A 13251-nucleotide genomic window follows, 5' to 3' on the forward strand; every position below is an offset into this window, starting at 1 on the left:
CTCTTGTTCGTTCTTTTCTTTGAACCGGGTCGTGCTCTCCGAGTGTTTTATCGGGAGCGTGTTCGTTCTTTAGCACGGCGTTATCGGGTTTCGACAAGCGCCACTCCCGGACCTCTCCACAGGTCCACTCTGCCTTCCCGTTTTCACGACTCTGTTGAGTGGTGCTTGTCTAATGTCCATCCTAGCCCCTGGAAACAAAATGTTCCTCCGAAGGAATTCAAATGTGTCTTAAGCATAGATACTTTCTTGAAATGAATCTTGATCGAGTCCAGAGATGATTCGCCTCAATGGAAGTATCATCATGTTGTACACCAGTGGGAACTGGTCCAGCACAACCCCGTTTCATGCTGAACCAAGGATGGACTATGCGTAAACGTGGAGAGTGGATGAAGCCCGTGGACGATCTCATACTGGAACTACTGAAGGACGAGGGTCAGTATCCTCCAAAACTAATTGGCGAGAAAACCGACAAGCATCCAAAGTACGTTGGTCGGCGGTGCCGTGCCCTCCGTGATCACGGACTGTTGAGAAATCTAGGGAGGGGACTGTATCAGATAACTGAGGATGGAGAGTTGTATCTGGAAGGAGAATTGGACGCAGCCGAAGTTGCCGATACAAACGAGTCAACTGAGGAGTGATCCTGCATCTTTGACTAAGTGTAGTGGAGTTCTGCGTGGGCGGCGTATTAAGACCGGAGCTCTGTCTTCCGCTGAATGAAGGCAAACTCTGCTTACCACCGCCTACCCTCGCTAAAGGACTGTTTTGACGGAATTGAAAAGAAAGAGTCTGCCTGACGCTGCTCAGTAATTGCCCGCAGATGGAGAGTGAGCTCACGACGCTCGCGGGCAAGACTTCTGTGTGCGTCGACGAGAAGACGAATTTGCTGATCTACACTCGTCTGTTCAACGTCGGTACCATCGATGGTACCAACGATTTCACCCAGTTGCTCGATCGTCTCCGCTTGTATACGTGGTCTTTGCTCTGTCATGGAGGTAGAAGGGTTGAGAAGCCACAAAACGATGGTGCCTGTCCTTGGTACCAAGATGATTCTGGCTACAAGTAGGCGCTATCAGGGAACGAGCGAAAACCGCCATACAAGAGCGGGGTTTGGAGGCAACAACAACCGAAGGAGAGGCTAATAGTATGTATTGACGCGTATAGAGAGACGAGACGGTTTATTTCGTTCAAGAAGGGACCCGGCGGGCCGTCGTGTACTGGACTCGTTCGTTCTGAATTAATTTGACAGGGATCTGTATTCTCAACTGACCAGAACGTGAGTCCGTCTTTACCGAGTCTACACGATTCAATAGGAAAAGGCCTACTGACAGAGATATTGGAACCGGAGGAAACAGTGATAAAGACCGAATCTAACCAGTTATGAATCGCTCGAAAGTACGACAGTCTGACAGAATTGGACTGAATCGGGAGACACACCCGGCGGTGGCCGACCGAGGCGAGTGGCTGCGTCCGCAACGTCGTTGAGGAATTCAGTCGCCCGTGTGGGGGGATCAGATCGACTCGCGGGTGGCGAGGACGTACCCCAAGAGAACGGTGCTCAGAGTACCGAAGAAAGTCTGGAACAGAGCCGCCGCCCGAGTCACTCCATCGGTGATCGGCGGATCCGGCGGGCGAGCGGTCACAAACGTGACGACGCTGTAAGAGAGGTACTGATCAAACCCCGCGTGCCACCAGTACACTGCGGTCGGGAGCAGGAAAATCAGAAGCATGACGCCAACGACTGCTTTCAGGTCCACACCGTACCCGGTCGTGTAACGGGAGAGCCACGAGAGGACATAAGCCTTGTAATCACCATCTATTCCTGCCTCTACACGGCGTGCGCGACGCTCCCATAGATACTGCCGTCGAGCCTTTCCGACCAATCCCCGGGCACTCAATTCGTCCTTGACCGTATGATATGCTCTCGCTATTTCATCCCAGTCTGAGGGCGAATTGGCGGATGTTTCTGCTCTTGATTGCCGACCACACCGAGTTGCCTGAGTGAACGCCGCTTCTGAGAAGTCGACACTCCGCAGGTCCGCCTTCCGCAGGTCAGCCCCCGACAGGTCCGCCTTCTGCAGGTTCGCATCCGACAGAGTCGCCTTCTGCAGGTTCGCATCCGACAGGTCAGCCCCCGACAGGTCCGCCTTCTGCAGGTCCGCCTTCTGCAGGTCAGCCCCCGACAGGTCCGCCTTCTGCAGGTCCGCACCCGACAGGTCCGCCTCCCGCAGTGTCGCTCCCGACAGGTTCGCATCCGACAGATCCGCATCCGACAGGTTCGCATCCGACAGGTCTGCATCCGACAGGTCTGCATCCGACAGATCCGCACCTGACAGGCCCGTCCTCGACAGGTCCGCACCCGATAGGTCCACATCCGACAGGCCCGTTCTCGACAGGTCCGCCTTTTGCAGGTCCGTCCCCGATAGGTTCGCCTCCGACAGAGTCACCCCCTGTAAGTCCGCCTCCGACAGGATCACCCCCTGCAAGTCTGCCTCCGACAGGGTCACCCCCTGCAAGTCCGCCTCCGACAGGTCCGCCTCCGACAGGTCCGCCTCCGACAGGTCAGCCCCCGATATGTCCGTCCCCGATATGTCCGTCCCCGACAGGTCCGCACCCGACAGGTCCGCACCCGACAGGTCCGCCTCCGACAGAGTCGCCTTCCGCAGGTCCGCATCCGATAGGTCCGCATCCGACAGAGTCGCCTTCCGCAGGTCCGCATCCGATAGGTCCGCATCTGGCAGGTCCGCCTTCCGCAGGTTCGCTCCCGACAGGTTCGCATCCGACAGGGTCGCTCCCGACAGGTCCGCCTCCCGCAGGTTCTCATCCGACAGGTCCACACCCGACAGGTCCGCATCCGACAGGTCCGCCTTCCGCAGGTTCGCTCCCGACAGGTCCGCATCCGACAGGGTCGCTCCCGACAGGTCCGCCTCCCGCAGGTCCGTCCCCGACAGGTCCGTCCTCCACAGGTCCGTCCCCGACAGGTCCGTCCTCCACAGGTCCGTCCCCGACAGGTCAGCATCCGACAGGGTCGCTCCCGACAGGTCCGCCTTCCGCAGCTCCGCATCCGACAGGTCTGCATCCGACAGGTCTGCATCCGACAGGGTCGCCATCCACAGGCCCGTTCTCGACAGGTTCGCCTCCGACAGGTCTGCATCCGACAGGTCCGTCCTTGACAGGTCTGCATCCGACAGGTCCGCCTCCGACAGGTCTGCCCCCGACAGCGTCGCCCCCGACAGGGGCGCTCCCGACAGGTCTGTCCCCGACAGGTCCGCCCTGTCGAGTAGTTCGGCGGGACCGTTCTGCCCATCCCGATTTATGATACGATTTTCCATCGTCTCTCGAGTTGCTCGTAACTCCTCAAACGGTTTTTTCTCTCCTGACTTAGTCTCGGCATGCCAGATACACCGGTCACGATCCCCCCACGTCTCTCGATAACAACAACTCGGGTGAGCAACCTCAGATGAAGTTTCGTACCGACAGCGCTCGGTCGGTCTATTCATCATGCCTACATATTCCGCAGAATCAACAATCAATCTACCGTCATGTAGGGATCACTGTGAAGAGCGCTACCCTCGGGGCGTTGGCACCGAATACACCTCACCGCGTAGATTAGTTTGGCGTAATCGAAAGTGCCTCCACATAGTACTTAGCGTCCGCGTCTACGGTCATGATGTAGTCAGTGTACGACTGTGCAGACCAGCCCACAGAAGGAGTAAACTGAAAGAGATAGGTCTCCCCCTCAACAGCGTGGAAGTCGAGAGAAAGCTGTCGAGGCTCGTAACGGTCAATAGAGAACTGCCCAGAGCGACTCGATCGTGGCGTGAGGTCGAACACCCAACTGAGGACCTGCTTCGCGATAAACGAACCAATCACGCCAAGGTAAATCGAAATCAATCGCCCCGCGATGAACTCTAAGAGTTGTTCGGCCACCTCTGTTGCCATCTGAGCGTTCTTGTCGCGAAGGTCGGGATGCGTTCTTTCATGCAAAACACGTGATGCGCGGGAATCAAGTACGGCGAGATTCGACTCGAACGTTATCGAGACGTCTCGGGAATCATTATCCTGTGGAGCGTAGCCGTAGCCACCGAACCCCCAATAATCGACGGTTAATCGATACTGGCCAGTCTGCGGTGCCTGCCAGGCTGTCCGGTAAAATCCACCACCGTTTGCGGCAGTTTGTCCGGTCCCATAGGTGGTCCCTTCGAGTGCGAAGTACAGAGAAGTGTAATCACGATGTTCAGACACGAGCTCGTTGAATTCTGCGGATTCTCCACTACCACGAAAGCCTTGTGTGGCACCTTCGGCCGGTTGCTGAACAATCTCTTGGATCGGCAGTTCACCACGAAGAACTGATACGGGGTCTCGAGGGATTGCTGCGGGTGGCGTTGTCGTTGGCTGTGGTGATGCCGTCGGTGTCGGGGTTGCGGTCTTCGTCGGTGTCGGCGTTGAAGTGGCCGTTTCGGTGGGTGTTGCTGTCGGTGATGATGTCGGAGCCGCGGTTGACCTAAGCGGCGTCCGCGTGCCCGTGGGAGCAGTTTCCCCTGTCTCTGCAAAATCTGTCGAGATGGCTGAGCATCCTCCGAGAAGTGTGGAACCACTGCAGCCGAGTAGTTCGAGAATTCGTCGTCGGCTGAGGCGCATTGGTGCTGATTGTGTTCACATACTAATAATACTCATCCCGATGCATTGTTTGTTGTCGGAATTAGGTTCAGTGCTCCTGACCACCGACTTAGATCCTCCCGCTGTTGAAGTCTGAGCCCTAACTCTCCTGAGTCGCTCACAGCTCGCCACCTCCGGGAGTGATTGAACAGTTGATAAACAGCGACTTTATATCCAAAATCTCATCGAGAAAAATGTCGCGTGACCCGAGTGAACGGCCAACTGTGTAAACTCCCGGGAATAAGACATGGGACCGCTGAGAATCGAACTCAAGTCCTGCGGACCCCATCCGCAGAGGATACCACTACCCCACGGTCCCTCGTGGCGCATCTCGGGAGAGGCCCGTCCGGGGGTTAAACGCTTCGTTTCCGCGTCACCGTGAGGCGGGGGCGTTCTGTCGTCGCACCCGATCCCGTGACCCACTCGAACGCGGAGGCACTGGTCCGCTGCAGACGGCCCTGTCGCGTTTCGACGCTCGCGCCGCGGTGACACACCATCGTAGGGCGACCCGTCCGGGCCGTGGGGGCCGCGTCGGGCTCTGGTGTCGATACGCTGATACAGCCGACGCACGTACCCACGGCCAGTATGGAGCACGACAGCCAGTACTCGCTCGTGGTCGCCGGCATCGCCCCTGGCACATGACCCGTCGGAGCGCACTCCGGGCGCGGTACGCGACCAGCCAGGAACTGATGGACCTGATCCGCTACACGGCCGAGAGTCTGAGCCTCGAGTTCACTCTGTGGGACGAACAGTACGTCACCGGGCCGGGGCTCTACGTCCTCATCGTCGCCGACGTCGACTTCGGCGACTACGCCGACCCGCTCGGAGAGAACCGGTGGCCGGTCGAGCAGTGCGAGGTCGTCGGCAACGAGCCCGAGGCGTTCGTCGAGGCGGCCCGGGAGGTCGCGTTCACGATGGACGGGGCCGTCGTCGTCGCCGGGGACGGCACCGTACAGGAACAGATGGTCCGCGTCCGGAACCTCTCCGAGGCCGAACGCCAGCGTGGTGACGAGATCGTCGCCGCCGACTGGATGGGGACGAGACATCTGAGTGCGCTGGAGGTGTCGACCCGCCAGCAGGTGCTCTGGGCGGTCACACTGAGCGAGGAGGACGGCCGGGTGACCACGTTCCTCAACGGAGCGTACCGGGATTACGAGCGCGACGCACTCGGAGGGCGGTGGCGACCGGAGACGTCGTAACCAGGGTCGAATTCGGGATCACACCAGTACGCGCTCCAGCGCGACGACCTCGCCGCGGTCCGCGTCGGGGTCGCCGACCAGCCGGCCGAGACAGACCGCGCTCCCGTCGGGGGTGTAGCAGGCGACGAGGTCACCCTCGTCGACGCTCGTCCCGGTTCCGACGTCGGGGACCGGCTCCGTGGCCGTGTCGACGCCGATGACGCCGGGCGCGTAGACGGGAGCACCGGTCGCGACCTGTTCGGCGGCGGAGGGGGCGATCGTCACGCGAGGGAGGTGGACGAGCGCGCGCTCGCCGGGGGCGACGACGTCGCGGAGCGGACCCTCGTCCGGATCCGCGCCCGCGTCGGCCCCGTCGGCGAACGCCACGGCGTCGGCGAGGTCGTGCATCGTCACCAGCGTCGTGTCGTCGAACGGCGACGTCGCGGTCCGGCGGAGGTGTCCCATGTGTCCGCCGGTCCCCAGCGCGAGGCCGAGGTCGTGACACAGTTTTCGGACGTAGGTCCCCGACTCACACCTGATCCGGAGGAGCACCTGTCGATCCCGCGAGTCGAGTACCTCCATCGCGTACACCTCCCTGACCCGGAGGCGGCGGGTGACCGCGCTCTTCCGTGGGGGTTTCTGGTAGAGCGGTCCCTCGAACTCCTCGACCACCCGGTCGAGATCCGTGGGGATCGGGCCGTGCAGTTCGAGCACGGCGACGTACTCTTTCGCCCCCTCCAAGAACACCTGTGCCATCCTGGTCGCGTCACCGAGGAGGACGGGCAGACAGCCGGTCACCTTCGGGTCGAGCGTTCCGGCGTGAGCCGCGCGGTCGACTCCGACGAGATCGCGGACCCAGGCCGTCACCTGGTGAGCGGAGGGTCCCGGGGGTTTGTCGAGGTTGACGACGCCGAACGTCTCGAGTGCCGAGCGCGAGCGGTCGTCGGGCGGGGCACGGAGCGGCATGGGTATCTCGTGTGTCCGGTGTCTCAGAAGTCGTAGATGACGCCGTCGATCGGCGCTTTCCCCTCGTCGGAGTTCGGATCGTACGAGTCGACCGCGGTGGTGAGCATCCCGAGCACGCCCTCTGGGCTCCACCGCGCCGTGTTGTAGACGATGTCGTAGATCGAGCGGTCGTCGATGTCGATGTTGTAGTACTCGCGGTAGCGCTTGGCCTCGCTGCGTTCGCGGCGGTGGGTCTCCTCGTAGGCGTCGTCGAACGACTTCCCCTCGCGCTCGCCGATGCGTTCGGCCCGGATGTTCAGCGGGGCGTCGAGCCAGATTTTGATGTCCGCCTCGGCGGCCGCGAGCCAGCCTGCGAGCCGCGACTCCAAGAGCACGTCGTCGCGCTCGTGGGCGATCTCGTAGAGACGGCGGTCGAGGTCGCGATCGATCTGCTCGTCCTCCTCGGCGAGTTCGTTGAACTCGACGGGGGTGAGCCCGCGCTCCTCGGCGAGCGAGCGGAAGATGTCGCCACCCGAGATATGCTCGAGCTCGAACGCCTCCGCGAGCGCGGCGGCCGTCGTGCTCTTACCACTGCCGGGGGGCCCGGAAACGGTGAGTAACATATCGCTACTCCGCCCGGCGTGCTAAAAGAGACTGTCGGTACACGAGGACGAACGGGCGGTGGAACGGGGCGAACGGATGCACACGCGAGCATCCACCGGAACGTCTCAGCCACGAGGGGGAACGGGACAGCGACGGTTCGAGGCGAAGACGGTCAGGACGCGCTCGCCGACGTCGGTGTCATGTCGATGTTGAGCCCCTTGCGGATGATCTGCGTGAAGCCCATCGAGCAGAGGAAGTACCAGACGATCCACGCCTGGATCGGCCCAAGCACCTGGTCGGTCCAGGCCACTTCGCCCATGAGCGGGAGGACGAGGTTCTCGAGCACCACGTGGGAGTCGGCGTTCGGCCCGATACCGATGCCCCAGTACATCCAGAGGAACACCGGGATGGTGAAGAACATGATCCACACCATCGGGCGGAACTGCTCTTTGAACATCCCCATCTGGTCGCCCATCGCCTCCATCTGTTCCTCCTGAATGCGGTCGAGCTCCTCGTCGTTGCCCTCCTCTTTGGCCTGCTTGCGCCGCTCCTGGATGTCCTTCATCCGGTCTTGGTACTTGGACATCTTCTCCATGTCCATCAGGTTCGCCTGCAGGAGCGTCGAGTACAGCCCGGTCGCCAGCGCGAGGATCATCACGACGGCGTAGAAGGGCATCAGCGTCGCCAGCGGACCCAAGAAGACGTCCATGACCCCGCCGATGACGTTCCGGAGCGGCGCCCACGAGTAACCCGCGAACAGGGCGACCGTCACCACTGCGGCCCCCTTGTCGTACTTCGACCACGACGAACCTTCGACCTCGTCGTCCGACGTCGTCGACGTCGAACCGGAGGACGAGGTCGACTTCGAGTCCGTCGCTCCCGTCGAGCCGTTGAGTCCCGCTCGCACCTCCTCGGCGTCGGCGAGCCGGAAGCCGGCGTCACCTTCGACGAGGACGCCGCGTTCGATGAGCCGTCCCCACTGTCCACTCGTGAGATCGCCTTTCACGTCGACCCACGTGACCTCTCCGTCGTCGTCGACGTGCGCGAGGACGGTCTCGATCGCCCCGCGCATCCCGTCGTCGTCGTCGACGAGGTCGCGCACCTTCTGCTCTGTCCGTGCCATTGCGCCACGATAGGCAACCAGCCGTTATGAAGCTTTTACTCTCTGGCGTCGCGGGTGCACCGGATCGGATCGGGAGCTGAGACCCCCGACGACCGGTCATCCGGCGAGCCAACGGCGGAGGGTCGCCCCTCTCCAGAGGAAAAGCCCCGACACGACCAGGAACGGGAACGCGACCGCCTGCGTGGCGAGTTCGAACTGGGCCATCTCCGCGAGCGGCGAGTAGAGGTAGAGACCGAGCCAGCTCGCGACGACCAGATGCGCGTACCGCTGGTACCGGCGACGCCAGACGATCGGGACCTCAGACACGGTCGGCCCCCTCGTCGCCGTCGCCATCGCCGTCCATGTCGTCTCGACGGTCGTCCTCGCCGCGACCGCCCTCGTCCCTCCGACCGCGTCCGTCTCTCTGCCCGCGTTCGTTCCGGTCGTGGGTCGCGCCTGTGTCGGTCCCGATCCCGTCACGAGCCGGGCGTCGTGAGTCCGCACGCGACCAGTCCGCCGCCTGCTGGACCGTCTCCGTCTCGAGCAAACGCTCGACGCGGCGCTCGAACTCTCCCTCGTCCAGTTCACCCCGGGCGTACCGCCCGCGGAGGGTCTGGAGCGCCTCGTCGTGGACGGTCTCGTCACGGTCGGCGACGAGACCGGCTCCGTCGTCGGACGACCGTGGTGCGGGCGTCCCCGTCCGGGCGGACGAAGCCTCGAACCGCCCGGCGAGGCCGACGGCCATGGGGAGGACGACGCCGAACCCCACGGGGAAGGCGACCCAGAAGTAGGGGACACCGAGCGCCATCGCACCGAACGCCACCGTGAGGATCGCGAGCGTGACCCCCCCGGCGACGGCACCCGGCAGTCCCCGGGTCGGGTTCGACACGCACGTCGGCCACTGGTTCCGCTGTTCGAGAGGGAGGTTCGATCGCATGGTTGAGCGTCTACTCAGACGACACCCGACTACTTAACGTTTCTGAGTGAACACTCGGTCAGTTCCGGCCGACCGACGCGAGGCGATCGCCGAGTCCGTGGAGTTAAGCCGCGCCGCCGTCTCGAGCCACAGGTGAGCGACCGCCCATCTCCGTCGGCTCGGACGGAGGTCGTTCGAGCCGTGAAGAGCGCGCTGGCGAGACACGGCTACGCCGGGCTGACGACCAAGAAGGTCGCCGCGGAGTCCGACAAGAGCGAGGCGTTCTTCTTCTACCACTACGACACGAAGGACGATCTCGTGGTCGCCTTCCTCGACTGGGCGATCGAGCGGAACGAGACGCGGCTGGCCGACCTCGACGACGACCCCGTCGATCGCCTGTACGACACGCTCGACTTCCTGGTGGGCGACCCGACCGACGAGGTCGACCGCGGGATCAACGTGGCGATGATGGAGCTGCTCTCACACGCGCCCCACAACGACCGGTTCAGCGAGCGACTCACGGCGTACGAGCAGTCCGTCCTCGACCTGTTCGTCGAGATCCTCGAGGAGGGGATCGAGCGTGAGGTGTTCCGCGCCGTCGACCCAGCGGACGTCGCGGCCTACCTGCTCGTGACGGCGAACGGGACCGCGGGCGCGGCGATGGCGCTCCGGATGGACCACGTCGACGGCGGCGTCCGCCGCGAACTCGACCGATACCTCCGCACGTGCGTCCTCCGCGACGACGTTGCCCCGCCGTCGGACGTCCTCGTCCGGTGACCAAGCGGCCCGACGACCGACCCGCAGGGACGCGTCAGCGGAGCAGTCGCGGTCTGTAGAGCCGCGTCGTCGTCGCCAGGAAGTCGTTCGTCTCGACGGCGTCGACCAGTGCTGGCGGCATCGACTCGACCGTCGCGGCACCGGCGTCGTCCGCGACGGCCGTGGCGACGATCTCCCGTCCCCGCGCGGAGAGGTCGACCGGCTCCACCGCGAAGACGACGTCGTCCTCGTCGACCGTCTCGACGGGGTCGGCCCACAGCGTCGTGTGAACGTGGAACGTGTCTCCCTGAGCGAAGTACCGCCGATAGCTCCGGTTCCGGTACCTGAAGTAGTCGTACGCCCGCACCGCCTCGAACGCCTCGCTCCGTCGCTCGTGGGTGCCGACCTCGTACCCGCGCTCGTTCTCGATGGCCGCGACAGCGACACGACGCTGCGCGGGCGGCAGGTCAGAGACGTTCGCCACCCGGACCTCGCCGACAGAACGGGAGTCGTCGGCCGCGGGAACCGACTCGACCGGCACCCCCTCGACGGCGTAGTACGACTCGCCGGCGTACACCAGCCGGGGGGCGTACCGCTCGCCGTCGACGACGAGGACGTCCGCGGCGGCGAGCGCGAGGTCGACCTCCGGGGACGCGGGGCCGGTCGGCGTCGACGTCTGGCTCGTCGGCGTCGACGTCTCCGTCCCGCGACGCGTGGGGAACGCTGGCGTCCACCCCTCTTCGGTACCGATGTCGACCGCGCCCGTCTCGGCGGCCGTCGTCACCCACTCCCACACGTCGGGGGAGAGGACACCGACCCGGGACCGGTGCGGCAGGTCGTCCCGGTCGACGTCGTGGAGGACGAGCGACGTTCGCGTCGGAGTTCCCGTCTCCGCGCTGTCGGTGGTCGGCTCGATGCTCGCCGTCTCCCCCGAACCGTCGGCGCTCGGGGACGCGGTGGCGTCGGACGTGTCCGTCCCGGTCTGTCGACCACTACAGCCGGCTCCCAGGACGAGAGCCAGGGCCGCGTGTCGGCAGATACGGCGTCTGCTGGAGGGCATCTCGTGATTCGAGTATACGGTAGCGGAGTGATAAGGCCTGTTGCCAGCCGTTCCCGGCTGTCGCCACCCCGGGGCGGCGACGACCGGTACACAGTGACAATAGTGCCTGGAGTCTTCGGACGGCCGTGTGGCCTACTCGTCGACGACGTCGGCGATCTCCGCGAACACCTCGTCGGGCGTCCCCTCGCCGTCGACCTCGACGAGTTCGCCGCGTGCGCGGTAGTGTTCGACCACGGGTTCGGTGTTCTCGCGGTACACTCGCAGACGTTCGCGGACGGTCTCCTCCGTGTCGTCGTCGCGCTGGATCAGTTCGCCGCCACACTCGTCGCAGACGCCCGCCTCCTCGGGGGGTGCGAACTCGACGTGGTAGTTCGCTCCACAGTCGTCGCAGACGCGCCGTCCGGTGAGCCGATCGACGAGTTCCTCCTCGCTCACGTCGAGGAAGATCGCCGCGTCGAGGTCCGTGATCTCGGAGAGGTACTCCGCCTGGTCGAGGTTGCGCGGGTAGCCGTCGAGGACGTAGCCGTCGGCGGCCTCGAGCGCCGTCTTCACGATCTCGTTGACGACCGCGTCGGGGACGAGTTCGCCCGCGTCCATGTACGCACGGGGTGTGTCGAACTCCGTGTCCATGTGCGAGAGGTCCATGTCCTTGTTGGCGCGCAGGGCGTCGCCCGTCGTGACGTGTTCGAGGTCGAACTCGGCGGCCAGTCGCTTCGACTGCGTTCCCTTGCCGGCGCCGGGCGCGCCGAGCAGGAGGATGTGCTCTCCCATGTGCGCACGCAGCCACCCCGGGGTTAAAGAGTTGAAGAAACGTCCGTCGACGTCGCCGCCGATCCACGCGGGTTGCTGCAACGGTTGCTGGTTTTGACGAGACGACCCGCCTCCGCTCGGCAGTACCGGGAGTGAGTTGCAGCAACGTTTTCTGGTATCGATGACGAAAACCGACACGTTCAGCATCCCCGCACCGGTTGCTGGAGTCGAATGCACCCGGTCGTCGCCAGGCTCCGCGCGGTCGCGCCGGGCGTCGCGCTACTCGTCGCGCTCGCGCTCGTCGCCCACAGTGTCGGGGTCGCGGTCGGCGTCGAACCGCTGTTGCTCGCGGTGGGGGCGGGCGCGCTCGTCGGGAACCTCGTCTCGCTCCCCGCGACGGTCGAAGAGGGGACGGCGCTGCACTCGCGGTTCCTCGACGCCGGCATCGTCCTGCTCGGGGCGAACGTCGTCCTGGGCGAGCTCGTCGAGGCGGGCGCGGTCGTCGTCGGACTCGTGGTCGGGGTCGTCGTCGTCGGGCTCCCGCTGGGGGAACTCCTCGGTCGGCGTGTCGGCCTGGGATCGACCCCGTCGTCGCTGCTCGCCGCCGGGGCGAGCGTCTGTGGGGTCTCCGCGGCGACCACCGTCGCCGGGGTCCTCGACGCCCGCGCGGAGGATCTGACGGCCGTCGTCGCGGCCATCCTCGTCTTCGACGCCGTGACGCTCGCGACGTTTCCCGTGGTCGGGAGCCTGCTCGACCTCTCCGCGCGGCAGTTCGGCGTCTGGACCGGGCTGAGCATGTTCAGTACGGGTCCCGTCACCGCGGCCGGCTTCGCCTACGCGCCCGCGGCGGGCCGGTGGGCCACAGTCACCAAGCTCACCCGCAACGCGCTCCTGGGCGCGGTCGCGCTCGTCTACGTCCTCCGGCTGTCGGGCCGTACGACGGATCGGTCGCGGTTCGCACATCTCCGCGACGGGATCCCGCCGTTCGTCCTCGGCTTTCTCGTCCTCGCGACGGCCGCCAGCGCCGGCGTGCTCGGCGACGAACTCGTCGCGCTCGCCGACCGTGCCTCGACGGCGCTGTTCACCCTCGCCTTCGCCGGCCTCGGCCTCGACATCCGCCTCGAGGGGATGCGTCGCGTCGGCGTCGCCCCGCTCGTCGTCCTCCTGGGACACCTCCTCGTCGTGAGCGCCCTGACGCTCCTCGCGGTCCTCGCGCTGCTCTGAGCGGTCTCAACTCCGTGATGGTCGTCTCTGGCGAGGCGACAGCGGGGCGACGGCACGGCGA

At 64.3% G+C, this 13251-nt stretch carries 13 protein-coding genes and 1 tRNA gene; 4 read left to right on the forward strand and 10 right to left on the reverse strand.

The features are described from left to right. Positions 1–386: 386 nt before the first annotated feature. Positions 387–638 (forward strand): phage repressor protein, encoded by a 252-nt coding sequence (locus tag FZP69_RS13845; RefSeq protein WP_204960023.1) that lies wholly within the window; start codon positions 387–389, stop codon positions 636–638. An 870-nt stretch (positions 639–1508) separates the two neighbouring features. Here the strand turns inward: FZP69_RS13845 and FZP69_RS13850 are convergent. The 3 genes from FZP69_RS13850 to FZP69_RS13860 form a co-directional block, all read right to left on the reverse strand. Beyond that, positions 1509–3329 (reverse strand): pentapeptide repeat-containing protein, encoded by a 1821-nt coding sequence (locus tag FZP69_RS13850; RefSeq protein ID WP_192918586.1) that lies wholly within the window; start codon positions 3327–3329, stop codon positions 1509–1511. A 277-nt stretch (positions 3330–3606) separates the two neighbouring features. Beyond that, positions 3607–4638, reverse strand: coding sequence for a hypothetical protein (locus tag FZP69_RS13855; protein WP_152041995.1), 1032 nt, complete (start codon positions 4636–4638; stop codon positions 3607–3609). A gap of 266 nt (positions 4639–4904) precedes the next feature. Continuing rightward, positions 4905–4975: transfer RNA gene (locus tag FZP69_RS13860), tRNA-Pro, on the reverse strand. A 319-nt stretch (positions 4976–5294) separates the two neighbouring features. Between FZP69_RS13860 and FZP69_RS13865 the strand changes: the two genes are divergently transcribed. Continuing rightward, complete coding sequence (locus FZP69_RS13865) at positions 5295–5855, forward strand: diadenylate cyclase (RefSeq protein WP_152041996.1); 561 nt, start codon at positions 5295–5297, stop codon at positions 5853–5855. Between the two features lie 18 nt (positions 5856–5873). On the opposite strand, the gene FZP69_RS13870 is transcribed toward FZP69_RS13865, so the two are convergent. The 5 genes from FZP69_RS13870 to FZP69_RS13890 form a co-directional block, all read right to left on the reverse strand. Then, positions 5874–6800, reverse strand: coding sequence for an RNA-guided pseudouridylation complex pseudouridine synthase subunit Cbf5 (locus FZP69_RS13870; RefSeq protein ID WP_152041997.1), 927 nt, complete (start codon positions 6798–6800; stop codon positions 5874–5876). A 23-nt stretch (positions 6801–6823) separates the two neighbouring features. Beyond that, positions 6824–7402, reverse strand: a complete 579-nt coding sequence (cmk, locus tag FZP69_RS13875) for a (d)CMP kinase (protein ID WP_152041998.1) — start codon at positions 7400–7402, stop codon at positions 6824–6826. A 152-nt stretch (positions 7403–7554) separates the two neighbouring features. Beyond that, the gene (locus FZP69_RS13880; protein WP_152041999.1) at positions 7555–8505 is read right to left on the reverse strand and encodes a DUF106 domain-containing protein; all 951 of its coding nucleotides are present in this window, start codon (positions 8503–8505) and stop codon (positions 7555–7557) included. A 96-nt stretch (positions 8506–8601) separates the two neighbouring features. Further along, complete coding sequence (locus FZP69_RS13885; RefSeq protein ID WP_152042000.1) at positions 8602–8811, reverse strand: hypothetical protein; 210 nt, start codon at positions 8809–8811, stop codon at positions 8602–8604. Then, positions 8804–9421, reverse strand: coding sequence for an SHOCT domain-containing protein (locus FZP69_RS13890; RefSeq protein WP_152042001.1), 618 nt, complete (start codon positions 9419–9421; stop codon positions 8804–8806). Before FZP69_RS13890 ends, FZP69_RS13885 begins: the two co-directional genes overlap by 8 nt. 132 nt (positions 9422–9553) lie before the next feature. On the opposite strand from FZP69_RS13890, the gene FZP69_RS13895 reads away from it, so the two are divergent. After that, positions 9554–10177, forward strand: coding sequence for a TetR/AcrR family transcriptional regulator (locus FZP69_RS13895; RefSeq protein WP_152042002.1), 624 nt, complete (start codon positions 9554–9556; stop codon positions 10175–10177). 34 nt (positions 10178–10211) lie between these two features. Here the strand turns inward: FZP69_RS13895 and FZP69_RS13900 are convergent, their stop codons facing one another. Together FZP69_RS13900 and FZP69_RS13905 are read right to left on the reverse strand one after the other, a co-directional pair. After that, the gene (locus FZP69_RS13900; protein WP_152042003.1) at positions 10212–11216 is read right to left on the reverse strand and encodes a hypothetical protein; all 1005 of its coding nucleotides are present in this window, start codon (positions 11214–11216) and stop codon (positions 10212–10214) included. A 132-nt stretch (positions 11217–11348) separates the two neighbouring features. Beyond that, positions 11349–11987 carry an adenylate kinase gene (locus tag FZP69_RS13905; RefSeq protein ID WP_152042004.1) on the reverse strand — a complete coding sequence of 213 codons (639 nt, stop codon included), beginning with the start codon at positions 11985–11987 and terminating at the stop codon, positions 11349–11351. Between the two features lie 210 nt (positions 11988–12197). Between FZP69_RS13905 and FZP69_RS13910 the strand changes: the two genes are divergently transcribed. Beyond that, positions 12198–13190: a YeiH family protein gene (locus FZP69_RS13910; RefSeq protein ID WP_152042005.1), complete on the forward strand. Its 993-nt coding sequence runs from the start codon at positions 12198–12200 to the stop codon at positions 13188–13190. Positions 13191–13251 lie beyond the last annotated feature (61 nt).

It is taken from the genome of Salinigranum salinum, assembly GCF_009176545.1.
GTDB classification, from domain to species: Archaea; Halobacteriota; Halobacteria; order Halobacteriales; family Haloferacaceae; genus Salinigranum; species Salinigranum salinum.

Excerpts from the sequence above, each read along its gene's own strand:
- FZP69_RS13845 (WP_204960023.1), top strand. The coding sequence starts at position 387 with ATGAAGCCCGTGGACGATCTCATACTGGAACTACTGAAGGACGAGGGT.
- FZP69_RS13850 (WP_192918586.1), bottom strand. The coding sequence starts at position 3,329 with ATGGAAAATCGTATCATAAATCGGGATGGGCAGAACGGTCCCGCCGAA.
- FZP69_RS13855 (WP_152041995.1), bottom strand. The coding sequence starts at position 4,638 with ATGCGCCTCAGCCGACGACGAATTCTCGAACTACTCGGCTGCAGTGGT.
- FZP69_RS13865 (WP_152041996.1), top strand. The coding sequence starts at position 5,295 with ATGACCCGTCGGAGCGCACTCCGGGCGCGGTACGCGACCAGCCAGGAA.
- FZP69_RS13870 (WP_152041997.1), bottom strand. The coding sequence starts at position 6,800 with ATGCCGCTCCGTGCCCCGCCCGACGACCGCTCGCGCTCGGCACTCGAG.
- cmk (WP_152041998.1), bottom strand. The coding sequence starts at position 7,402 with ATGTTACTCACCGTTTCCGGGCCCCCCGGCAGTGGTAAGAGCACGACG.
- FZP69_RS13880 (WP_152041999.1), bottom strand. The coding sequence starts at position 8,505 with ATGGCACGGACAGAGCAGAAGGTGCGCGACCTCGTCGACGACGACGAC.
- FZP69_RS13890 (WP_152042001.1), bottom strand. The coding sequence starts at position 9,421 with ATGCGATCGAACCTCCCTCTCGAACAGCGGAACCAGTGGCCGACGTGC.
- FZP69_RS13900 (WP_152042003.1), bottom strand. The coding sequence starts at position 11,216 with ATGCCCTCCAGCAGACGCCGTATCTGCCGACACGCGGCCCTGGCTCTC.
- FZP69_RS13905 (WP_152042004.1), bottom strand. The coding sequence starts at position 11,987 with ATGGGAGAGCACATCCTCCTGCTCGGCGCGCCCGGCGCCGGCAAGGGA.
- FZP69_RS13910 (WP_152042005.1), top strand. The coding sequence starts at position 12,198 with ATGCACCCGGTCGTCGCCAGGCTCCGCGCGGTCGCGCCGGGCGTCGCG.